Consider the following 22,623-nt stretch of genomic DNA (forward strand, 5'->3'; position numbering starts at 1 on the left):
GTCCTCGGTGAGTCACCCGTTTCGCTCGGGTTTCGCATGCATCGTCGGTCGGCCCAACGTCGGGAAATCGACCCTGCTGAACGCGATGGTCAAGACGAAGGTCGCCATCACCAGCGATCGGCCGCAGACGACCCGCCACGTGGTGCGCGGCGTCGTCCACCGGCCGGACGCGCAGCTGGTCGTCGTCGACACCCCCGGACTGCATAAACCGCGCACCCTGCTGGGCAGCCGGCTCAACGACTTGGCCCGAGCCACCCTTGCCGAGGTTGACGTCATCGTTTTCTGTCTGCCCGCCGATGAGCGGATCGGGCCCGGCGACCGCTTCCTCGCCGACGAGCTGAACCGGATCAAGACGCCGACCTTCGCCGTGGTGACGAAGACGGACCGCGTCCGCAAGCCGCGGGTCGCCGAGCAGCTTCTCGCTGTCGCGGAACTCGGCGACTGGGCGGAGATCGTCCCGGTTTCGGCGGTGACGGACTACCAGGTGGAACTGCTGGTGGATCTGCTCGTTGCGCGCCTCCCGGAGGGACGCCCGTACTATCCCGAAGGCGAGGTGACGGACGAGCCCGAGCAGGTGCTGGTCGCTGAATTGATCCGCGAAGCTGCACTCGGCGAGTTGCGTGACGAGCTGCCGCACAGCCTCGCGGTGGTGGTCGAGGAGATGGCGCCGCGGCCCGGTCGGGACGACCTGGTCGACGTCCACGCCGTCTTGTACGTCGAACGGCCCAGCCAGAAGCCGATCATCATCGGCGCAGGCGGCGAGCGGCTCCGGGAGGTCGGAAGCCGGGCGCGGCACCAGATCGAGGCCTTGCTCGGGGTGCACGTCTATCTCGACCTGCGGGTCAAGGTGGCGCCGGAATGGCAGCAAGACCCCGAGCAACTGCGCCGGTTGGGTTTCTAGCCGGACGCCGCGCAGGGCCGGATCCGAGGCGCGGGCTGGGACCGAGGCGCTAGCCGGACGCCGCGCTAGCGGAATGACAGTTTCCTGACCCGCGGTTCGCGACGGCGACGGCAGATGCACCCGTTATAGTGGGGACACCATGGCACGTTCGCTCCTGCTTAGCTGCCGCGGCGGGGCCTGATTCAGAAGGCCGGTCTCCTCGCCGCGGCTTCTCGGCGTGCCGGCCACCCGCAGGGTCTTCGCCAAGCGAGAGGAGCGATCGATGCAACCGTTGTTTGTCAGCCGGCACTTCCAACAACCGACACCAATGCCGGTATGGCGGTACAAGCCGTTCCCGCCTATCGACCTGCCGGACCGCACCTGGCCGACCAAGCGCATCACCAAGGCGCCGCGTTGGCTCTCGACTGATTTGCGTGACGGCAATCAGGCGCTCATCGACCCGATGAGCCCCGCCCGCAAGCTCACCATGTTCCGGTTGCTGCTGCGGATGGGTTTCAAGGAAATCGAGGTCGGTTTCCCCGCCGCGAGCCAGATGGACTTCGACTTCGTCCGGCACATCATCGAGGAGGACGAGATACCGGACGACGTCACCATTTCGGTTCTCACCCAGGCCCGTGAGGATCTCATCGAACGGACCGTGCAGAGTCTGGTCGGTGCGCGGCGGGCGACTGTCCACCTGTACAACGCGACCGCGCCGCTGTTCCGCCGGGTTGTTTTCCGGAACACCCCGGACGAGACGGTCGCGCTCGCCGTCGAGGGCACCCGGCACGTGATGCGCTACGCCGACCAGTACCTGTCCGGCACGGACGTGTTCGGCTACGAGTACTCACCGGAGATTTTCATTGACACCGAGCTGGAGTTCGCCCTGCGGGTCTGCGAAGCGGTGATGGACGTCTGGCAGCCGGGGCCGGACCGTGAAATCATCCTCAATCTCCCGGCGACCGTCGAGCGGTCCACGCCGAACGTGTACGCCGACCAGATCGAGTGGATGAGCCGCAACCTCTCCCGCCGCGAATTCATCTGCCTCTCCGTGCATCCGCACAACGACCGGGGCTGCGCGGTCGCGGCCGCGGAGCTGGCCGTGATGGCGGGGGCGGATCGGGTCGAAGGGTGCCTGTTCGGTCACGGCGAGCGGACAGGGAACGTTGACCTTGTCACCCTCGGCATGAACCTGTTCAGCCAGGGCATCGATCCGAACCTCGATTTCTCCGATATCGACGAGATTCGGCGCACCGTGGAGTACTGCACGCAATTGCCGGTGCATCCTCGTCATCCCTACGCGGGCGACTTGGTGTACACCGCCTTCTCCGGCTCGCATCAAGACGCCATCAAGAAGGGCTTCGAAGACTTGGAGGCGCGGGCGAGAGCGGCCGGCAAGAGTGTCGACGAGCTCGAGTGGGAGATGCCGTATCTGCCCATCGACCCCAAGGATGTCGGCCGCAGCTATGAGGCCGTCATCCGCGTCAACAGCCAGTCCGGCAAGGGCGGTGTGGCATACGTGATGAAAACCGAACACCACCTGGAATTGCCGCGCCGGCTGCAAATCGAGTTCTCCCGCGTCATCCAGAATCACACCGACACGGTCGGCGGTGAGGTGTCGCCGGCGGAGATGTGGAAGATTTTCGAAGCGGAGTATCTGGCGCCGACAGAGCCGCTTGCCCTCCTCTCCCACCACACCTCCGCGGCGGTGGATGACAAGGACACTCTCACCGTGGAGGTTCGGTACCAGGGGGAGCGGCGGCTGCTGGAAGGAACGGGAAACGGCCCGATCGCCGCGTTCGTCGACGCCTTGGCGGATCTCGGTATCGACGTGCGGGTGCTTGACTACGCCGAGCATGCGCTGTCGTCCGGCGGGGACGCCCAAGCCGCCGCCTACCTCGAGTGTGCGATCAACGATCGGGTGCTCTGGGGTGTCGGGATCGACCCGAACATCGTGGCCGCATCGCTCAAGGCGGTCGTCTCCGCGGTGAATCGCGCGGTGATGGCGGACTCCTAGCCGGGGTGCTCATCCCCGGACTCCTAGCCGGGATGGTTATCTGCGGCTCGTGGCCGAGGGCGATCCGCTGCGGCGTCCGGCGCGCGGCCGCCCGGACATCGCGACGCTGCCGGTGTCGTTCCGGCGCGGATGCTCCGGCGGCGGCGTGGGATGCCCACCCGGACGGTCGGGTTGCGCCAGAATGGCGCAGTGAGCCTGTACCGTGATGACGCCGTCGTGCTGCGCACCCAGAAGCTTGGCGAGGCTGACCGCATCATCACCGTGCTGACGCGGCGCAACGGCCGGGTCCGTGCGGTGGCCAAAGGCATTCGGCGGACGTCGTCGAAGTTCGGCGCTCGATTGGAGCCGGCGAACCACGTGGATGTCCAGCTCTATCTCGGCCGATCGCTGGACATCGTGACTCAGGCGGAGATCCGTGACCCGTTCGGCGATCGTCTCCGGCACGATTACGAGTCCTACACGCTGGGCACCGCGATGCTGGAAACCGCAGAGAAATTGACAGCGGAGGAGCGGGAACCGGCGATCCGGCTCTACCTTCTGCTGCTCGGCGCGTTGCGGGCCCTGACCGAGCAACGGCACGATGCCCGGCTGATATTCGATGCATTTGTGCTGCGGGCGCTCGCGACGTCCGGTTATCAACCGGCGCTGGATGACTGTGCCCGATGCGGTGCGCAAGGACCGCACCGGTGGTTCTCCGTGCCGGCCGGCGGCCTGGTCTGCGGCGACTGCCGACCGCCTGGGTCCGTGGCGCCGGCGTCGGCCACGATTGCGCTGCTGCGCGCCCTGCTTACCGGGGAGTGGGCGGCGGCCGATGCGAGCGCGCCGGAATTCCGCCACGAGGCAAGTGGTCTCGTCGCCGCCTACCTGCAGTGGCATCTGGAACATGGCATTCGTTCCCTACGGCTGCTTGAACCTGCGTGACGGCTGCCCATGCGTCGGACATTTCGGCCGCCGGCACCGCACCCCTCCGGGGTGCGTCCGCCCAGCCTTCCGCCGGAGCGGATTCCCCGGCACGTCGCGATCGTCATGGACGGCAACGGTCGGTGGGCCCGCGCCCGCGGCCTGCCGCGAACCGCCGGTCACGAGCGCGGTGAGGCTGCGCTGCTCGACGTCGTCGAAGGCGCCATCGAAATCGGAGTGAAGTGGCTGTCGGCGTACGCATTCTCGACGGAGAATTGGAAGCGTTCGCCGGAAGAAGTGCGTTTTCTCATGGGGTTCAATCGGGACGTCATCCGGCGGCGCAGGGATTACATGAATGAGCTGGGCGTCCGGGTGCGCTGGGCCGGCCGGCGGCCCCGGCTGTGGCGGAGTGTCATCCGTGAACTCGAGCGCGCCGAGGAGATGACGAAGCACAATGACGTCCTCACCTTGACGATGTGCGTGAATTACGGGGGACGGGCGGAAATCGCGGACGCCGCGCGGGCGCTCGCCGCGGACGTCGCCGCCGGCCGGCTGTCGCCTGCATCGGTCACCGAACGGGTGTTCGCCCGTTACCTCGATGAACCGGATATGCCCGACGTGGATTTGTTCATCCGGTCATCCGGCGAGCAGCGCACGTCGAATTTTCTGATTTGGCAGTCCGCGTACGCGGAACTGGTGTTTGTCGACACGTTGTGGCCGGACTTCGACCGGCGCGATTTGTGGCGTGCCATCGAAATCTACGCTCAGCGGGAGCGGCGGTACGGCGCGGCACTGCCGAATCCGACGGAGCCTATGCCGTCGATTGCAAGCTCGTCATGAATTGGTGGAACCCCGCCCGGGCCTTCGCGCTCCCTGCGTCAAGAAAGAGGATGACGTCGATGTCCGACGAATCGTCGACGATGGCGATGTCGCCGTCTGAGCCCTGCATGCGCACCGGCACCTGCAGCACGTCGCCGATCGGATAACTGACGAGTCCGGCCTGGGCGGCGTCAACCTGGGCGCCGGGTAGGGTCCGGGCCAGCAGACCGGCAAGCACGTCATTCATACGCGCGGCGAGTATGCTCACCGGTACCGGGCTTGGCGTCGGTGTGACGTTGACCGCGAGGACCGCCCCCGACGGTCCTTGGTAGAGGGCGAGACCGGCGTCCGTTTTGGTTTTCACCGCATGCCATCCCTGCGGTTTGACGTATGCCAGATTTCCAAGGTGCGCCGGTGCCGCCGGCGTCAACGCAACGCTGATCGCGACCAGGGCCAGCGTGCCGTTGAAGGCGGCATGCGCACTCATCGACGCGACGAGCCCGCGCTTCCAGTACAGGAGCCCGAGCAGGACTCCCATGAGGGTGTAATACCGCCATTCGCCCAGCCGGTAGTGCCAGACCGCGAAGGCAAGCGCGCTGACGAGGAGTGCGATCCGGATGCCTTTCGGGCGCAGCCATTCGAGAAAAATGCCGCGGAACAGGGTTTCTTCCACCAGCGGCGCGGCGACGGCGACAAGTAACAACGTGGAGAGCACGTGTGCGGTGTCACCCTCGCTGGCCAGCGTGATGAGGCTCGGATCGCTGCTGAGGTGTCCGGCGGCGGCCGACTGCACGAGCACGCCGAGCAAACCGCCCGCGCATCCGAGGGTCACGCCGAGGATCGCGCCGACCACGGGGCTGGACCCCCGGAACCAGACCAGTCGGCGGCGGGTCGATCCGAGCCAGCCGAGCACGATGAGCCCGACGATCGCGTAAAAGGCGACCGTGCCGGCGAGAACATACCGTCCCATCGCGTTGGGTGCGAAGTCGTGCCGGCCAAGCGTCCAGAACACGAGCTGATAGATGCCGCCGAGGACGATCGGAACGATGACGGTGAGCCAGGTGCCGGCGACGGGAGGTTGGAGCGTCGTCGGCGGCAGAGGTTCCGGTGCGTTGGGAGCCTGGTGGACCGGGATGGTGACGTGCCAGGCGCTGAACATGTGCTGGGCGTACGGATTCGCCGCAGGTGTAGGCGGTGTGTACGGGTGTGGGTCGGGCAGTGCGTTCGGGTTCACCGCCGATGGCGGGGCTGTGTACGGGTGCACGTCGGACGGCGCAGTCGCGTACGGGTGTGCGGCGGGCGCCGGGGCCGTGTAGGGGTGTGCGGCAGTCGCATACGGATTCGCGGCGAGTGGCGGGGCCGTGACCGTTGGGGTCGGCGGCGTCGAGGAGGCCAGCGGGGCGAACGCCGGGGCTGTCGTCGCTGCAGTGGGTTGCGTGACCGGCTGGCGCGACGCCGCGGGCGTTGGCGGGTCGTCGACTCGCAGGAGTGCCGAACAGTGCACGCACGCCGGGTAGGCCGGATCGCTGGGCGCCCCGCACCGCGGGCAAAGGATCATGCGTGGTGTATCGGGACGGGAACGAGCCGCCTTGAGCCCGGTGATCGCACGTCACGGTCAGCGCAAACGCCGACCCGCCGTGGACGGTGTAGCGACCAACCGGTACGCTAGATCACCGACCGTTCGCCGGCAAGGGACCGGCCACCGGTCACCCGCCGACCGCCAGCCGGATGGAGATTTCCGTGGCCGCGAAAACCAAGACCGCTGACCGTCTCGACACCATCGTCAACTTGTGCAAGCGCCGGGGCTTTGTCTTTCCCAGCAGCGAGATTTACGGCGGCCTGCGTGCCGCGTGGGATTACGGCCCGCTCGGCGTCGAGCTGAAGAACAACGTCAAGCGGCAGTGGTGGAAAGCCATGGTGCACGGCCGGGAGGACATCGTCGGCCTGGACAGTTGCGTGATTCTCAACCCGATCGTCTGGAAGACCAGCGGCCACCTCACCGCGTTCGTCGATCCGCTCACCGAATGCCTCGTTTGTCACCATCGATTCCGGGCTGACGAGCTTGAAGCCGCCTACGAGGCCCGGCACCGTCGTCCGCCGGCCCACGGACTTGCCGACGTGACCTGCCCGGATTGCGGGGCCAAGGGCTCGTTCACCGAGCCGCGGATGTTCAACGGTCTGCTCAAAACCTTCCTCGGACCGGTGGAAGACGAGTCGGCCGTCGCTTACCTGCGTCCTGAGACGGCGCAGGGCATCTTCGTGAATTTCTTGAACGTGCAGCAGACGGCCCGCCGCAAGCCGCCGTTTGGCATCGCCCAGCAGGGCAAGAGCTTCCGCAACGAGATCACGCCCGGGAATTTCATCTTCCGCACCCGCGAATTTGAGCAGATGGAGATGGAATTCTTCGTCAAACCGGGCACCGACGAGGAATGGCATCAGTACTGGATCGACACCCGGCTCGCCTGGTACGTGAACCTCGGCATCAAGCCGGAGAATCTCCGGCTCTATGAGCATCCAAAGGAGAAACTCTCGCACTACTCGAAGCGGACCGTCGACATCGAATACCGCTTTGGTTTTCCCGGTCTGGAGTGGGCGGAGCTCGAAGGAATTGCGAACCGCACCGATTTCGACCTCTCCGCGCATTCGGCGGCGTCCGGCGTGGACCTCTCCTATTTCGACCAGGAGACCGGGCAGCGCTGGATCCCCTACGTCATCGAACCCGCAGCCGGCGTCGACCGCTGCGTCCTCACCTTCCTGCTCGACGCGTACGCCGAGGACGAAGCGCCCACCGCGCAGGGCGGCGTCGAGAAGCGCACGGTCTTGCGGCTTGACCATCGGCTGGCGCCGGTGAAGGTGGCCGTGTTGCCGCTCTCCCGAAATCCTGACCTCTCTCCGAAGGCGCGTGACATCGCGGCGGAGCTTCGCAAGTACTGGAACGTGGAGTTCGACGACGCCGCCGCGATCGGCCGGCGCTACCGTCGCCAGGACGAAATCGGCACGCCGTACTGCGTGACCGTCGATTTTGACACCCTCAACGACCAGGCGGTCACGGTTCGCGACCGTGATTCGATGAAGCAGGAGCGGGTCGGCATTGACGCCCTGGTCGGATATCTCACTGAGCGGCTCACCGACCTGTAGGTCCGGTCTCGTCCCGGTTCGCCGCCGGACGGGGGGACGACGACCCGGCAGGGCTGATGTCCAAGGTCTGAACGATCTCTGCAGATTCGCCCGCCAGCTCGGCGATGCCGGACGCCGGCACGCTGACGAAGGTAGCGACCAGCCAGCGCGAGGCAAGCGGGACGACGTACTGCACGGATCCGGCTGCGCGGTCGATGAACCGGATCGCAACGCCGATCGGCAGTCGGACGACGTCGCTGCCGGGCAGTTCGGCCTGAAGCGCCTGCCAGGAGACGCCGTCCGGGACAGGAAACGCGCCGTCCACGATCTGCAGAGTCACCGTCGCGACAGCCGGCCCGGGGCGCAGTCGGCTGGCGCAGAAGAACGCGCCGGCACGCCGTGCGGCGTCGGCGGCGTAGTCCGTGACGGCGGCGAGTCTGCCGGCGAATGCCCCGGCGGGCGCACCACGGGCGGCCGCGGACCGGACCATGGTCCGCACGGCCGCCCGGCGTCCGACGTCGAGCGGAAGCGGTTGCCACGTAGCCGGCAGGGTGAGACTGACGTCGAATGTCACTGCGGCTCGATCGTCCGGGCGATCGCGTCGTCGGCAGCGGTGTACTGCTCAGCGGCCTGGGTCAACATCGCGGCGAGTGCACCGATTTCTTCGCGGAGTTCGCCGGTGCGCCGGGACCACCCCGTCGCGAACCGCTCGAAAGCGGCCGCGACGTGCGGTTCACCAAGCGCGGCGGTGACGGACTCGGCCAGCGACCGGATGGTCGCGACCTGCGCACCCGCGGCCGCGACGTCCCGGGCCAGCCGGGCGACCTCTTCCGGAGTGACGGCAAAGTTGCCGGGCATCTTCACCTCCAGCTCACGAGCACGGGACACGGGCGCCCGCGCGACGGTTCTGTGCCCGCGGGCGGTTCCGCCGGGTGCCCGCGCGGCGTTTCCCAGCGTGTGATCGTCTGTTGCGCGATCACCCGGCTTGCGGATGACGGTAACGCAGCGACGCCGTACCGTGGGTTCGTTGACCAGTTCGCTGTGGATAGCGGGCTCATCGGTACGCTTGCCCCGTGCGTAGCCTCCGGCCCGGCGGCGCACACCGAGGGTAATCGTCATCGATCGTGGTGACCTGCGAGGGAGCGTTCCAGTGCCGAAGTATGTCTATGACTTCACCGAGGGCAACCGTGACATGAAAGACCTGCTCGGCGGGAAGGGTGCCAACCTGGCCGAGATGACCAACCTTGGGTTGCCCGTGCCACCCGGGTTCACCATTACCACCGAGGCCTGCCGGGTCTACCTGGCGACCGGAGCACCGCCGCCCGAACTTGCCGCCGAGGTCGACGAGCACCTCGCGCGGCTCGAGCAGGTGATGGGACGCAAACTCGGGGATCCGGACGATCCGCTCCTGGTCTCGGTGCGCTCCGGCGCGAAATTCTCCATGCCCGGGATGATGGACACCGTTTTGAATATCGGGCTGAACGACGCCAGTGTGAATGGGCTCGCCAAGCAAGGGGGAAATGAGCGGTTCGCGTGGGATTCCTACCGGCGGCTGCTCTCCATGTTCGGCAAGACCGTCCTCGGCGTTGATGGGGAGCTTTTCGAACACGCGCTGGACGAGGCGAAGAAGGCGAAGGGGACGACGAGCGACCTCGACCTGGAAGCCGATGATTTCCAGCGGCTCGTCGAGGTGTACAAGGACATCATTCGGACCCACGCCGGCCGGGAATTTCCGCAGGATCCGCGGGAGCAACTGAACCTCGCGATCCGGGCGGTCTTCGAGTCGTGGAACGGGGAGCGCGCCCGGCTTTACCGCCGGCAGGAGCGCATTCCGCACGACCTCGGCACGGCGGTCAATGTCGTCGCCATGGTTTTCGGCAACATGGGCCTGGACTCGGGGACCGGTGTCGCGTTCACCCGGGACCCGGGATCGGGGGACCAGGGCATTTACGGCGACTACCTGCAGAATGCGCAGGGCGAGGACGTCGTCGCCGGAATCCGCAACACGGTTCCCCTCACGGAACTGGAGAAGCTGAACAAGGCGGCGTACGACCAGCTGCTCGACATCATGCGCACCTTGGAACGCCACTACAAGGATCTGTGCGACATCGAATTCACCATCGAGCGCGGCAAACTCTGGATGCTGCAGACCCGGGTGGGGAAGCGGACGGCGGCCGCCGCATTCCGGATCGCGACCCAGCTGGTCGACGAGGGCCTCATCGACATGGACGAGGCGCTGCAGCGCGTGACTGGCGCGCAGCTTGCCCAGCTGATGTTCCCGCGGTTTGACGAGAAGGCCGCGAAGAAGCAAATTGCCAAGGGTGTCAACGCCTCGCCGGGAGCCGCGGTCGGGAAGGCGGTGTTCGATTCCAAGACGGCGGCGGAGTACGCCGCCCGCGGGGAGCGCGTCATCCTGGTCCGCCGGGAGACCAACCCCGACGACCTGCCGGGAATGATTGCCGCGCAAGGAATTCTCACCGCCCGCGGCGGCAAGACCAGCCATGCCGCGGTGGTTGCTCGCGGCATGGGTAAGACGTGCGTGTCTGGTGCGGAGCAGATCGACATCGACCTGGCCAACCGCCGGTTCACCGGGCCGAACGGCGAGGTGGTCCAGGAAGGCGACGTCATTTCCATCGACGGCACCAGCGGCGCGGTGTATCTCGGCGAGGTGCCGGTCGTGCCGAGCCCGGTCGTCGAGTATTTCGAAGGCAAATTGGCGCCGGACGCCGACCCGCTGGTCTCCGCCGTCCACCGGATCATTACGCACGCCGACGCTCGGCGCCGGCTGGGTGTCGAGGCCAACGCGGACACGCCGGAGGACGCCCAGCGGGCCCGGCGGTTTGGCGCCGAGGGTATCGGTCTCTGCCGTACCGAGCACATGTTCCTCGGTGAGCGCAGGAAGGTCGTGGAGCGGCTCATTCTGGCGAAGGATGAAGCCGAACAGCAGGCGGCGCTTGCGGAATTGCTCCCCTTGCAGCGGGACGATTTCGTCGGCATTTTCGAAGCGATGGACGGCCTGCCGGTGACGGTGCGGCTCATCGACCCGCCGTTGCATGAATTCCTTCCCGACCTGACCGACCTGTCGGTGCGGATCGCGGTCGCCGAAGCGAAAGGCGAGCCGGTCGATCCCCACGATCGTGAGCTGCTCGACGCCGTCCGACGGCTGCATGAGCAGAATCCGATGCTGGGACTGCGCGGCGTGCGGCTTGGCCTGGTCATTCCCGGGCTCTTCGCCTTGCAGGTCCGGGCGATCGCCGAGGCGGCCGCCATTCTCATCAAGCGCGGCAAGAATCCGCGGCCGGAAATTATGGTGCCCCTGGTCGGCGCGATTCAGGAACTGGAAATCGTCCGGGAGGAAGCGGAAGGAATTCTGCGGACCGTCTCCAAGGAGACCGGGGTCGACGTGCACGCCCTCATCGGCACGATGATCGAGGTGCCGCGGGCGGCGTTGACCGCCGCGCAGATTGCGGAGGCCGCGGAATTCTTCTCCTTCGGCACCAACGACCTCACCCAGATGACCTGGGGCTTTTCGCGGGACGACGTGGAGGGGGCCTTCTTCGGCCGGTACATGGACCTCGGCATTTTCGGCGTCTCGCCGTTCGAGACCCTCGACCGGGACGGCGTCGGCCGGCTCATCCGGATGGCGGTCACCGAAGGCCGCGCAACCCGGCCGGATTTGCGGATCGGCATCTGCGGCGAGCACGGCGGCGATCCCGAATCGGTGCACTTCTGCCACGAGGTCGGCCTCGACTACGTGTCCTGCTCGCCGTTCCGGGTGCCGGTGGCTCGGCTGGAGGCCGGCCGGGCCGCGGTGGAGAGCGCCGGTTCCGATACCCGCTGAGCGCTACCAGTCGCCCTGCCCGGCTGGGATGACTGATACAGCGGCTGCACGCGGCGGGTTAGGCGTCCGGTTCGTCGGCTGCACGCGTGGGTGGGGGCGGCGGAGTTCCGCCGCCCCCACATTGCCGGCGGCCGGCTCGTCCCCGCGGTCGTGAGCAGGTGCGGCGGCGTTCCGCTGTCCCGACGTGTTGTCGGCGGTCGTCGATAGTCTCAGGCTGTGTCCGACGTAGCGGTGCCGCGTCAGATTGCCGCGTATGACGCGGCGGCCATGGAGCGGCGGGTCGACGAAGCGCCGAAGCACTCCGCCCGCTCGGCGTTCGCCAGGGACCGGGCTCGGGTGCTGCACAGTTTCGCGTTGCGGCGGCTCGGCGCTAAAACCCAGGTGGTCGGTCCCACCGATGTCGAGAGCGATTTCCCGCGTACCCGGCTCACGCATTCGTTGGAGTGCGCGCAGATCGGTCGGGATCTGGGTGCAGCCCTCGGTTGTGATCCTGACATCGTGGAGACGGCCTGCCTCGCGCATGACCTCGGTCATCCGCCGTTCGGGCACAACGGCGAATCGGCGTTGGCGCAGATTGCCCGGCATATCGGCGGCTTTGAGGGAAACGCCCAGTCCTTCCGCCTGCTGACCCGTCTGGAGGCCAAGATTCTCGACGCCGCCGGGCACAGTGTCGGTTTGAATCTGACCCGGGCCAGTCTGGACGCCGCGACGAAATACCCGTGGGGCCCGGATACGTCCGATGCCGACGCGGCATCTCATTCCGATGCCGGGGCGGCGTCCGTGCCTGATGCCGGGGTGTCTCCTCCCGGTGGGGTTGCATCCGTGCCCGATGCCGGGGCGGCGTCCGGCGGTGCGAGTGGCCGGAAATTCGGCGCCTACCGGGAGGATCTAGCGGTTCTGGACTGGGTGCGGGCCGGGGCGCCGGCGCGGCGTCCCTGCCTTGAGGCGCAGGTCATGGATTGGGCGGACGACGTCGCCTACTCCGTCCACGACCTGGAGGACGGGATTCACGCCGAGTTGGTGCCGCTTCGCCGACTGCGGAATCCGGCCGGGTGGGCGGACGTCGTCGACGTCGCCGCCGAGCGGTACCTCATCGGGGTCGAACGCGCCGAAATCGACGACGCCGTACGCCGCTTGCTGAGCTTCCCATGGTGGTTGACGGAATACACCGGCAGCCGGCGTGAGTTGGCGGCATTGAAGAACATGACGAGCGAGCTGATCGGCCGCTTCTGTTCGGCGGCCGAAACCGCAACGCGCCAGGCGTATGGAGCCGCGCCGGTGAACCGGTACGCCGCCGAACTCGTGGTTCCTCGGGAGGCGCGGATCGAGTGCGGCCTGCTCAAGGCGGTCACCGCGCACTTCGTGATGGCCCGTCATGGCGCGGAGGAGACGCGGGTCCGGCAACGGGAGGTGCTGGCGGATCTCGTGGAGGCGCTGGTGGCATTGGACGGCACGGTCCTCGATCCGGTCTTCGCGGAGGAATGGCGGGAGGCGGCGGACGATGCCGGGCGGTTGCGGGCGGTCGTCGACCAAGTGGCGGCGTTGACCGACACCTCGGCGCTTGCGTGGCATCGCCGGCTCTGCCCACGCAACGCGGTGGTGATTGCCGGCACAACGGGATAGCGGCGCCGAGCAGGGGAAGGGATAGCGGCGCGAGCTGGGGAAGGGATGGCGGGGCGTCAGCCGGGTGCGCTAGCTGCGCCAGGGGTAAGGAAGACGAAGGCACGCAGGGGGAGACAACCGAGGAGGCAGTGGTGAGCGAACAGACATTCGTCGTCGTCGGGGCGAGTTTGGCCGGTGCGAAGGCGGCGGAGGCATTGCGCAGCGGCGGTTTCGACGGCCGAATTCTGCTCATCGGCGACGATCCGGAACGTCCGTACGAGCGGCCGCCGCTCTCCAAAGGTTTTCTCCTCGGAAAAGAGCCCAAAGAAAAAGCCTACGTGCATCCGGAGAATTTCTACGCCGAGCAGAATATCGAGCTGCGGACGTCGACCAGCGTCACCGCCGTGCACCGGGACCGTCACGAGGTCGAACTTGCCGGTGGTGAGCGGATTCGCTACGACAAACTGCTCCTGGCAACCGGTGCGGCGCCGATTCGGCCCCGGCTTCCCGGCGCGGATCTCCCCGGCGTGCTTTACCTGCGCACGATGGCGGATTCCGTTGCCTTGCGGGCGGCGTTGGAACGCGGCGGCCGGGTCGTCATCGTCGGCGGCGGTTGGATCGGACTGGAGGTCGCCGCCGCGGCGCGGCATTACGGGTGTGCGGTGGTCCTGCTCGAACCACTGCCGGCGCCGTTGTACCGCGTGCTCGGGTTGGAGCTCGGCGGGTTTTATGCGCAGGTGCACCGCGACCACGGCGTGGATGTGCGGCTCGGGGTCGGCGCGGCTGAATTCCGCGGCACCGACCGAGTGGAGGCGGTTGTCGCCAGCGACGGCACGGTGCTGACGGCGGACGTCGTGGTGGTCGGCGTGGGCGCCCGACCCAACACCGCACTCGCCGAAGCGGCCGGCCTGCCGGTTGAGAACGGCATTCTCGTTGACGAATTTCTCCGCACCGCCGACCCGGACATTTTCGCCGCCGGCGACGTCGCGAATGCCTACAATCCCTTCTACGGAACGAGAATCCGGGTCGAGCACTGGGCGAACGCGCAGGATCAGGGGTCGGCCGCGGCAGTGTCGATGCTCGGCCGGGGCGAGCCGTTCGCGAAGGTGCCCTATTTCTACTCCGACCAGTACGACGTCGGCATGGTGTACTCGGGTTTGCTCAATCCCGAGGAGAGCTACGAGCTCGTGTACCGGGGCAGCCGGGATTCTGGAGAATTCTGTGTTTTCTGGCTCAAGGACGGCGTCGTCGCCGCGGGAATGAATGTCAACGTCTGGGATGTCCACTCCGACATCCGCGCGTTGATAAAGTCCCGGACGCCGGTGGATCCGGCGAAATTAGCGGATCCTGGAACGCCGATCGCCGAGGCGGCGCGATGACCGAGACCGTGGGCCAGCACACCGACATCGCCGGGCAGCGGATTGACATCGCCGGCCAGCACACCGATACCGCCGCGCAGCGCACCGAGACCGGCGCGCAGCGGACCGAGACCGTGGGCGATGCGTCGTCCGGGCGGCGTCCGGTGGACGTTGAATCGGTGTCCGCGGTACTGGTGGTGGCTGAGGTGATTCGGCCGCTGCGGTGGCGGGTGCTGCGCCCGGACCAGCCGTTCGCCGAGGCGGTCTATCCCGGTGATGATGCGCCGGACACGTTTCACGTCGCCGTTCGAAGCGGCGGCGATGTGCTTGCCTGCGCGTCGTTTCACCGGGAACCCGCGCCGGACGGCCGGGAGGGGTGGCGGCTTCGTGGGATGGCGAGCGCCACGCCGGGGCGCGGATACGGGTCGACGGCCCTCACGTTCGGATTGGCGGAAGTGCAGCGCCGCGGCGGCCGGTTGGTCTGGTGCAACGCCCGCCTGCCCGCCGTCCCGTTCTACCAGCGGCATGGTTTCACCGTGACCAGCGCCGAATTCGAGATTCCCCCGATCGGCAGACACGTCGTCATGGAGCGGGTGCTGCCGTGACGGTGCAGGTGCTCCGGTACGCCGCATTTACCACCACACCGAGCGGCGGAAATCCCGCCGGGGTGGTGCTGGACGCCGCGGATCTCGACGACGCGGCCATGCAGCGCATCGCCGCAGAGGTCGGGTATTCGGAGACGGCTTTTCTTTCGCCCCGGTTTTCCGTCCCGCATTCCGCGGGGTCTTCTCCTTCGTCCGGGTTTTCTCCCCAGCCGTCGCTGCCTTCGGCCCATCTTTCCCCGTCCGCGCCTTCTTTTCCCGCGGACGGCGGATTCGCGGTGCGGTATTTCACCCCGCAGGTCGAGGTCCCGTTCTGCGGTCATGCCACGATCGCAGCGGGAGTCGTGCTGGGGGAGCGGTATGGGGAAGGCCGGTACCGCTTGCACGCGCCGGCGGGTCCGATCGACGTCGACGTGGCCCGGGACGCCGATGGGTACGTCGCGACGCTGACGAGTGTCACCCCGTCGCTCGCGCCTCTGCCGGATGCCGAACCGCTGCTTGCCGCGTTGCGCTGGTCGGCGTCCGACCTCGATCCGCAACTGCCGCCGCGGGTGGCCTTCGCCGGTTTGCACCACCCGGTGCTGGCGGCGGCGACCCGGGCCCGGCTCGCCGACCTGCACCCGGATCTCGACGCCCTTGCCGCAGTGATGCGCGCGGCCGGCTGGTCGACGGTCCAGCTGGTGTGGCGGGAGACGCCGACCGTGTTCTGGTCGCGGAACCCGGCTCCCGCGGTCGGCATTGCCGAGGATCCGGCGACCGGGTCGGCGGCCGCCGCGTTCGGCCACTACCTGCGCGAGCTCGGGCTGGTCGACGTCCCGGCGACGGTGACCATCCACCAGGGTGACGATCTCGGCCGGCCGAGCGTTCTCGTCGTCCACATCGGGGCTGACGATCCGCGGATCCGGGTCGCCGGTCACGCCGTGCCGATCGATGACCCCGCCTAGACTCGTCGCGTGGCCGGCCGTATCCGGGACGCCGATATCGCCCGCGTCCGTGAGCTCTCCCCGATCGCGGACGTCGTCGCCGAGTACGTCACGCTGCGCAACGCCGGAGGCGGTTCGCTCAAGGGACTCTGCCCGTTTCACGACGAGCGGACGCCGTCGTTTCACGTCACACCCGCCCGGGGGCTGTGGCATTGTTTCGGCTGCGGCGAAGGCGGCGACGTCATCACGTTCGTGGAGAAAATCGAGCACCTGTCGTTTTTTGAGGCCGTTGAACGGTTGGCGGCCCGGGTGGGTTATGAGCTGCACTACGAGCAGGGCCCGGCATCGCTGCGCGGATCGGGCGGGCAACGGCAGCGGCTGTTGGCGGCGAATACAGCGGCGGCTGCGTTCTTCGCCGCGCAGTTGAGTGATGCGCCGGCCGCCCGGCGTTTTCTCACCGACCGTGGTTTTGACGATGCGACGATTTCCCGGTACGGGCTCGGATTCTCACCGGCCCGGTGGGATGAGCTGGTCCGGCATTTGCGGCGGGAGGGGTTCTCCGACGACGACCTGGTGACGGCGGGTCTGGCGATCCGGGGAAACCGAGGGCTGGTCGACCGGTTCCGCGGCCGGCTGATGTGGCCGATCCGCGATATCACCGGGGACATTGTGGGTTTCGGCGCCCGTAAACTCGACCCCGCCGACGACGGCCCCAAATATTTGAACACCCCGGAGACACCGCTGTTCAAAAAGAGCAGCGTGCTGTACGGGATCGACCTGGCGAAGAAGGACATCGCGCGGATTCGGCAGGCGGTCATCGTCGAGGGGTACACCGATGTGATGGCGTGTCATCTCGCCGGTGTGACGACGGCGGTGGCCACGTGCGGCACGGCGTTCGGTGAGGAGCACGTGCGGGTGTTGCGCCGTTTGCTGCTCGATACGTCGGAATTCGGCGGGGAGGTCATTTTCACCTTTGACGCTGACGCCGCCGGGCGGAAGGCGGCGATGCGTGCGTTCGAGTCGGACCAGAAATTCGTCGCGCACACGTTCATCGCCGTTGCGCCGGACGGCATGGATCCGTGCGACCTGCGGCTGGCGCGGGGTGACGCCGCGGTGCGGGACATGATTGCACGCCGGCAGCCGCTGTTCGAATTCGCCATCCGCAGCCTGCTGCGGGATTTCAATCTGGACCTCCCCGAAGGCCGGGTGGCTGCGCTGGAGCGGACAATTCCGCTCGTCGCCCGCATCAAAGATGTGTCGCTTCGCGATGAATACGCGCGGCGGTTGGCCGGCTGGGTCGGGGTGGGCGATGAATTGGCGGTGGTCCGCCGGGTCCGCCGGGAGGCCGGCGGGTCGGCGCGCGGGCCCCGTCCGGGAGCGCCGGGACTGCGGGGGGCAGCGGCGGATCCACGCGGGACGGCGTCCGGCCCGCGGGGAACGGCGTCCGGCCCGCGGGGAACGGCGTCCGGCCCGCGACCGCCGGAGGCGGGTCCGGCGGCGGACCCGGCTGCCGCGCCGGACCCACGGGATCCCGCGTTGCAGGTCGAACGTGAGGCGCTCAAACTTGCACTGCAACGCCCGGCCTTGCTCGGCCCGGCTTTCGACGCGCTGGACGCGGCCGCGTTCCGTTCGCCGGCGTACGCCGAGGTGCGCGACGCGATTGAAAAAGCAGGGGGGACGGCGACCACCGCGGGGGGTGACGGCTGGGTGGCCGCCGTGCTGGACGCCGCACCGGACGACCGGGTCCGCCGGCTGGTCCGCGAACTGCTGGTCGAGCCGCCTTTCGTCGCCGGCGAGCCCGACGTCCGGTATGCCGCTGCGCAGGTGGCCCGGCTGCGGGTTCGCCTGCTGGATCGGGAGATTGCCGAGCTGAAGTCGCGGTTGCAGCGCATCAATCCGGTGGAGCAACCGACCGAGCACACCAGGCTCTTTGCCGAGCTGGTGCAGCTGGAGAAGCGCCGCCGCGATGACCTGGAGAACTACCTCGGCGTGGGTTAAAGGAGTGCGGCCGCGACGGCCTGGAGAACTACCTCAGCGTGGGTTAACTCCCGGGGGCGGACGTTGCTTTGAGGCGGCCATTCGCGAGCTCGGCGACTCTCGGCGATTCCTGGGGCGGGCGGCGTCCCGCTGCCTGAGGCGCGCAGACCGGTAAGCTCGGCGCGCCCGGTTAACTCCCGAGGACGTCTCGCTGGCTGAGGCGGGCGGTCCGGCGGGCGCCAAGGTGTTCGGCCCCGTCGAGGATGGCTGACCAGGGCGGCTGTCCGGGGCCGGACGATGGGATCGGCTGGCCGGTCGCTGCCGACCGGGGCCGGACACGGGGCTGTGCCCGCGGGCCGAACTACGTCAGCTCTCCGGCATGCCGTTCGCGCTCATTGTCACGGTTTCCGCGTGCTGTTCGCTGCGGGCCAAGCGGTTGGCGAGGTGGGACATCGGTCCGGGCAGCTTGCCGCCGACCTTCTCGGCGAGGGTGCCGGCTTTCTCCTGGACCATGTGCCGCGCCTGATTGCCGAGGTGCACCGCCTGGGCCTGAACGCGACCCGCGGTGTTCTTGACCCTCGGGTTCTCGAACACCCGCTTGGCCGCCTGCTTGATCTGCTCGTAACGTTCGCGGCCCGCCCGGGTGCCGAGGATGTATCCGACACCTGCCCCGATGGCAAATCCGATGCGCATGCGCATGGCGGCCTCCTACCCCGTTACTCCGTCCGGTGTCATGGGTCCTGCTCTACTGGGTTTTGCGTGTTTCCTGTGATTGCGTACGTCTTGTCTTTTGACGGTATCCCCGTTTACGGCCGGAGTCGACCCGGCCGACCTGATCAGCTGTTGCAGTCCGGTGACAGTTCCGGCATCGCAGGGGCGTTCGTCGTTGTCACACGCCGAAACGACCGGCCCCTGGACAGTTTGGGGCTCGGGGGTGCTCTGTCCGGCGGTGCTTTCCCGGGCCCACCGCGTTCGAGGCTTGGCGTGCGTGCCGGAGGTGATTCGTGCCCCGATCCCGTCAGTGCGCGGGCCGGTGGTCGTGCGCGCAGCGGTGAATCGCGAAACTGCCCCGATCCCGCCTGTGCGCGGGCCGGTGTCGCTGCGCCGCCGCGCTCGCGGTGCTACTGAACCGGTTCCCGCCCGTGCGCGGGCCCGTGTCGGTTCGTGATCCGGCTCCGGTTCGTTCTTGGTGACGGATCGGTGTTGACGCCGCGGTACGCCGGTCGCGTGCGGCTGATGACCGACACCGGCGCGGGCGCTCGTCGCGATCCCTACGCACGATGTGGCCCTGCCTTGGCTATTGCCCTGCCGTGGCTATGGCATTGCCTCGGCTATGGCCGACGCGCGGCCAGGAGGGACGACCGGCTGCCACCGCCGACCCGCTGGCATCCGAGCGCGAGGCGGTCGGCGTCCCCTCGGTGTCCGTGGCGCGGGATACGCTACGCTGACGTGGACGTCGGCCGCGCGGTGTTAGCCGTGGGCGGGTCGGTCCCGCGTAGCTCAATTGGCAGAGCGTCCGGCTGTTAACCGGTAGGTTGCAGGTTCGAGTCCTGCCGCGGGAGCCATGGGGGTGTTGCTGGGGTGTGGATTGCCGGATTGGTCACGGTTGGGTTTCCTCAGGTTGGTGGTTGGGTCTAGCGGCTGGTGCTGATCGTCCGCTAGGGTGCCCTGCTGTGATCTCATCGATGCGCCGGGCACGTCGGCCGTGGCTGTGGCCGTTAGTGGCGGCCTGCGGCGCACTGGTCGCGGGGGGTGCACTGGCAGGCTGTGATGCGCGGAGTCGACCGAGTGTCCTGGAACCAGCGGTGTCGGCGTCGCCGGGTGTTCCGGTGCCGCGGGTGACGGGGTTGGCGTCGGGGTCGAGTGCAGGGTCGGCGTCGGCTTCGCCTGTGTCGCCGGGCGGTTCCACGCCGACTATGACGGCTACGGTTAGTCCGTCGGCGACGCCGTGGCATGACACGCAGCGGGAAGCGTTCTACCCGGAGGCTGCCGCGAAAGAAGACGTCGCGATCCACGTGATCGAGCAATTCTTTGCTGGTGTCAATTATGAGCTGGATGCGAATGATGAGACGTTGCTCCGTGGCGTTGTCCGTCCGGATTGTGAAAACTGTCTGAGAGCGATGGAAGGTCTACACGCGCTTCATAAGAATGGACAGGTCAGTCGTGGTGGGCATTATCACCTGGTGAGTGTTGACCAGATTTGGCCGGTCGCCCCGTCGGTGGTCGAGGTCCGCGTGACCGGCTCGCGGGATCCGGGTGAGCTATTGTCGGCTTCCGGTCAGTTGCTGAATTCGTATCCGGTTCCACCCAACGCGTATTTGCAGTTCTTCGTCGATGTTAAGGCGTCACCTCCGGTGATCCTCCAGTACGCGGCAGTGGGGCCCGCATGACCCGCGCAACTGTCAGGTTTCTTGCTCTTACACTCGCCGTTCTTCCGGCTGTCTTATCCATTATGCCGCCGGCTACTGCGGACGAAAGCGGTACATTGTGTCGGAGCCAAGGACTGGAGCCGGTCTATTGTCCGGTGCCGGATGGCGACGGTTACCTGTATGTCTATGATTTTAGCGATCGCTTTACCCGAAACGAGAAGCCAATAACCGGCGGCACGGCGGAAAAGAAGTACGAGTTTGCTTTGACGTTTGGGTGTGCGGTGGCGAATCCGAATCGGCCGCCGGAGGAGGTGGTGTGTGTGGAGGCGCGGGAGTGGTGTGTGGGTCGGGGGTTGGCGGGGGTGCATGAGGTGATCTGGGCGCGGGAGGTGTGGCCGGTGGCGGGGGAGTGGCATGTGGTGGCGGATCGGTGTGTGGCGGGGGATGGTCCGGGGGTTGACCGGGAGGTGTTGGACGCGGTGGGGGAGGTGGCGCGGTTGCGGTTGCCGCGCCTGGTGCCGGTGGTGCAACCACGAGGGGTTGTGGTGGTGAATTTGCCGGTGGTGGTGTCGGTGGTGGATCCGGGGGTGCAGCGGTTGGTGGTGGACCGTCCGGTGCGGGGGGTGTTGGTGGCCTCGCCGCGGTTTGTGTGGACGTTTGATGACGGGTCGGTGGCCGAGGGTGCGGGCCGGGTGTTTGACGGGGTGGATCCGCGGGTGGCACCGGACCATTACGTGTCGCACACCTACCGGGCGGCCCAGGCGGATGGGTGGGTGCGGCTTACCGTGCACTGGGAGGCGGTGTTCACCACCGGTGGGATCACCTACCCGATCGACCCGATCGACGTCACCACCACCATCCACTACCCCGTCCACCAAGCTCGCGCCGTCCTCGTCACCACTCCATAAACCCGCGTAACGCACGCTCCGCACGCTGTCGTGGACGTCGGTCGCGCGGTGGTAGCCGTGGGCGGGTCGGTCCCGCGTAGCTCAATTGGCAGAGCGTCCGACTGTTAACGGTAGGTTGCAGATTCGAGTCCTGCCCCGGAAGCCAGTAAACAAGCCCCGTATTTCGGCAATTCCAACGGGTCTGTCAATTGCACCGAGATGGCGCGCCGTGGTTTTGCATCTAAGTTTTGGGTGTTCCTCTCGAGGGTGTGATCGCGTTGTGCGTAGCCGCTCGTTCGTGTTTCGTCCTGCCTCTCTCGTCACGTGACAGTGCGCACGGTCGCTCGGCGCTTCCGAGCCACGCTTGCCTCGTTGAGCTGTGCCGAGATCAGCAAGTCATGATCGAAGAGGGTCAGTCCGTTCGGCTATGTCGTAGCGGTCGTTCGGAGCGTGCACGTGGGAGCCAAACCGGCACGTCGCGCGTATGCCAACGATCTCTCGCGACCCACGCGCGACACCAGCTGCCATTAACTGCAAATTACTGGGGTGGATCAAGTATGCTAACGCGGAGTCTGGCGTGCGGTCGGAGGGGTGTGACCGATGGATGAGACACCGGGCAATGTCCTGACCATCGAGGAGCTGTCCACGTATCTGAAGATCCCGAAATCGACGCTCTACAAGCTCGTCCGGGAAGGCAAGGTGCCGTGCCAGAAGATTGGGCGCCATTGGCGCTTCCGGAAGGAAGCCATTGACCGCTGGTTGGACGATGCGGACGGCGAGTAGGAAGCCGACGAATAGGAAAGCGGAAGGCAGGAGAAATACGAGTGGCGGAACCGTTGGCGGATCAGGTCCTGCGCGAAGTCGATAGGGCGCGCGAGCTGTATCATCGCCTGATCCTTATGGTAGGACCGTCGGGAAGCGGGAAGACGCACGCACTGCAGCAGGTATCGGCCTCGACCTCCGCACCGCTCGTCAACGTCAATCTTGAGCTGTCTCGCCGGATGCTGGACCTAACCGAACGCCAACGGGCTCTGCAGGCTCCAAGGCTCTTGGGCGAAATCGTGGGCGAAGCCACAGGCGAGCTGGTTTTGCTTGACAACATCGAGATTCTTTTCGATGTCCACCTGAAGCAGGATCCTTTGCGTCTGCTTCAGGGATTGTCCCGGAACAAGACGGTCGTGGCCGCCTGGAACGGATCCATCGTGGATGGTCACATGACCTACGCCGTCCCGGACCACCCCGAATACCGCCGCTACCCGATTCGGGATTTTCTGGTGGTAAGTCTCTCGGTAACAACATGAAGGAAAAGAGAAGCGAAGCTGCAAGGGGAC

The 22,623-nt window shown here is 67.0% G+C and carries 19 protein-coding genes and 1 tRNA gene; 16 read left to right on the plus strand and 4 right to left on the minus strand.

Annotated features, from left to right (window positions below; translation table 11 throughout):
- Positions 1-7: 7 nt before the first annotated feature.
- The 4 genes from era to ACEL_RS04100 all read left to right on the plus strand — a co-directional run bounded on the left by era (position 8) and on the right by ACEL_RS04100 (position 4,637).
- Positions 8-901 carry a GTPase Era gene (gene era, locus ACEL_RS04085; RefSeq protein WP_011719629.1) on the plus strand — a complete coding sequence of 298 codons (894 nt, stop codon included), beginning with the start codon at positions 8-10 and terminating at the stop codon, positions 899-901.
- 262 nt (positions 902-1,163) lie between these two features.
- Positions 1,164-2,897 (plus strand): 2-isopropylmalate synthase, encoded by a 1,734-nt coding sequence (leuA, locus tag ACEL_RS04090; RefSeq protein ID WP_011719630.1) that lies wholly within the window; start codon positions 1,164-1,166, stop codon positions 2,895-2,897.
- Between the two features lie 189 nt (positions 2,898-3,086).
- A complete protein-coding gene (recO, locus tag ACEL_RS04095; protein ID WP_169303226.1) occupies positions 3,087-3,818 on the plus strand; it encodes a DNA repair protein RecO in 732 nt (243 codons plus the stop codon).
- Between the two features lie 9 nt (positions 3,819-3,827).
- On the plus strand, positions 3,828-4,637 hold the full coding sequence (locus ACEL_RS04100) for an isoprenyl transferase (protein WP_011719632.1): 810 nt from the start codon (positions 3,828-3,830) through the stop codon (positions 4,635-4,637).
- Here the strand turns inward: ACEL_RS04100 and ACEL_RS04105 are convergent.
- The gene (locus tag ACEL_RS04105; RefSeq protein ID WP_148204527.1) at positions 4,609-5,850 is read right to left on the minus strand and encodes a CPBP family intramembrane glutamic endopeptidase; all 1,242 of its coding nucleotides are present in this window, start codon (positions 5,848-5,850) and stop codon (positions 4,609-4,611) included. The two genes, ACEL_RS04100 and ACEL_RS04105, sit on opposite strands and share 29 nt — an antisense overlap.
- A gap of 494 nt (positions 5,851-6,344) precedes the next feature.
- Here ACEL_RS04105 and ACEL_RS04110 point away from each other — a divergent pair, with 494 nt between their 5' ends.
- On the plus strand, positions 6,345-7,754 hold the full coding sequence (locus tag ACEL_RS04110; RefSeq protein ID WP_041834940.1) for a glycine--tRNA ligase: 1,410 nt from the start codon (positions 6,345-6,347) through the stop codon (positions 7,752-7,754).
- Here ACEL_RS04110 and ACEL_RS04115 read toward each other — a convergent pair.
- Both ACEL_RS04115 and ACEL_RS04120 read right to left on the minus strand, forming a co-directional pair.
- Entirely contained in the window at positions 7,741-8,307 is a 567-nt protein-coding gene (locus ACEL_RS04115; protein WP_011719635.1) for a hypothetical protein, read from the minus strand. The two genes, ACEL_RS04110 and ACEL_RS04115, sit on opposite strands and share 14 nt — an antisense overlap.
- Entirely contained in the window at positions 8,304-8,852 is a 549-nt protein-coding gene (locus ACEL_RS04120) for a WXG100 family type VII secretion target (protein ID WP_011719636.1), read from the minus strand. Before ACEL_RS04120 ends, ACEL_RS04115 begins: the two co-directional genes overlap by 4 nt.
- A gap of 31 nt (positions 8,853-8,883) precedes the next feature.
- Here ACEL_RS04120 and ppdK point away from each other — a divergent pair, with 31 nt between their 5' ends.
- The 6 genes from ppdK (at position 8,884) to dnaG (ending at position 18,057) form a co-directional block, all read left to right on the plus strand.
- On the plus strand, positions 8,884-11,574 hold the full coding sequence (ppdK, locus tag ACEL_RS04125; RefSeq protein ID WP_011719637.1) for a pyruvate, phosphate dikinase: 2,691 nt from the start codon (positions 8,884-8,886) through the stop codon (positions 11,572-11,574).
- A gap of 231 nt (positions 11,575-11,805) precedes the next feature.
- The gene (locus tag ACEL_RS12575) at positions 11,806-13,197 is read left to right on the plus strand and encodes a deoxyguanosinetriphosphate triphosphohydrolase (protein ID WP_238378063.1); all 1,392 of its coding nucleotides are present in this window, start codon (positions 11,806-11,808) and stop codon (positions 13,195-13,197) included.
- Positions 13,198-13,325: 128 nt separating this feature from the next.
- Entirely contained in the window at positions 13,326-14,555 is a 1,230-nt protein-coding gene (locus tag ACEL_RS04135) for an NAD(P)/FAD-dependent oxidoreductase (RefSeq protein WP_011719639.1), read from the plus strand.
- Positions 14,552-15,139: a GNAT family N-acetyltransferase gene (locus ACEL_RS04140; protein ID WP_049751371.1), complete on the plus strand. Its 588-nt coding sequence runs from the start codon at positions 14,552-14,554 to the stop codon at positions 15,137-15,139. The genes ACEL_RS04135 and ACEL_RS04140 overlap by 4 nt, the downstream gene beginning before the upstream one ends.
- A gap of 2 nt (positions 15,140-15,141) precedes the next feature.
- Positions 15,142-16,080: a PhzF family phenazine biosynthesis protein gene (locus ACEL_RS04145; RefSeq protein ID WP_083760622.1), complete on the plus strand. Its 939-nt coding sequence runs from the start codon at positions 15,142-15,144 to the stop codon at positions 16,078-16,080.
- A gap of 9 nt (positions 16,081-16,089) precedes the next feature.
- Positions 16,090-18,057: a DNA primase gene (gene dnaG, locus ACEL_RS04150; RefSeq protein WP_011719642.1), complete on the plus strand. Its 1,968-nt coding sequence runs from the start codon at positions 16,090-16,092 to the stop codon at positions 18,055-18,057.
- A gap of 345 nt (positions 18,058-18,402) precedes the next feature.
- Here dnaG and ACEL_RS04155 read toward each other — a convergent pair whose 3' ends face one another.
- A complete protein-coding gene (locus ACEL_RS04155; RefSeq protein ID WP_011719643.1) occupies positions 18,403-18,735 on the minus strand; it encodes a YtxH domain-containing protein in 333 nt (110 codons plus the stop codon).
- Positions 18,736-19,525: 790 nt separating this feature from the next.
- On the opposite strand from ACEL_RS04155, the gene ACEL_RS04160 reads away from it, so the two are divergent.
- The 5 genes from ACEL_RS04160 to brxF all read left to right on the plus strand — a co-directional run bounded on the left by ACEL_RS04160 (position 19,526) and on the right by brxF (position 22,593).
- Positions 19,526-19,601: transfer RNA gene (locus ACEL_RS04160), tRNA-Asn, on the plus strand.
- A 351-nt stretch (positions 19,602-19,952) separates the two neighbouring features.
- A complete protein-coding gene (locus tag ACEL_RS04170) occupies positions 19,953-20,426 on the plus strand; it encodes a hypothetical protein (RefSeq protein WP_049751372.1) in 474 nt (157 codons plus the stop codon).
- 260 nt (positions 20,427-20,686) lie between these two features.
- The gene (locus ACEL_RS04175; protein WP_148204529.1) at positions 20,687-21,313 is read left to right on the plus strand and encodes a hypothetical protein; all 627 of its coding nucleotides are present in this window, start codon (positions 20,687-20,689) and stop codon (positions 21,311-21,313) included.
- 579 nt (positions 21,314-21,892) lie between these two features.
- Positions 21,893-22,075 (plus strand): helix-turn-helix domain-containing protein, encoded by a 183-nt coding sequence (locus tag ACEL_RS04185; protein ID WP_011719646.1) that lies wholly within the window; start codon positions 21,893-21,895, stop codon positions 22,073-22,075.
- A 41-nt stretch (positions 22,076-22,116) separates the two neighbouring features.
- Positions 22,117-22,593, plus strand: a complete 477-nt coding sequence (gene brxF, locus ACEL_RS04190) for a BREX-3 system P-loop-containing protein BrxF (RefSeq protein ID WP_011719647.1) — start codon at positions 22,117-22,119, stop codon at positions 22,591-22,593.
- Positions 22,594-22,623: the final 30 nt, after the last annotated feature.

It is taken from the genome of Acidothermus cellulolyticus 11B (genome assembly GCF_000015025.1).
Classification (GTDB): domain Bacteria; phylum Actinomycetota; class Actinomycetes; order Acidothermales; family Acidothermaceae; genus Acidothermus; species Acidothermus cellulolyticus.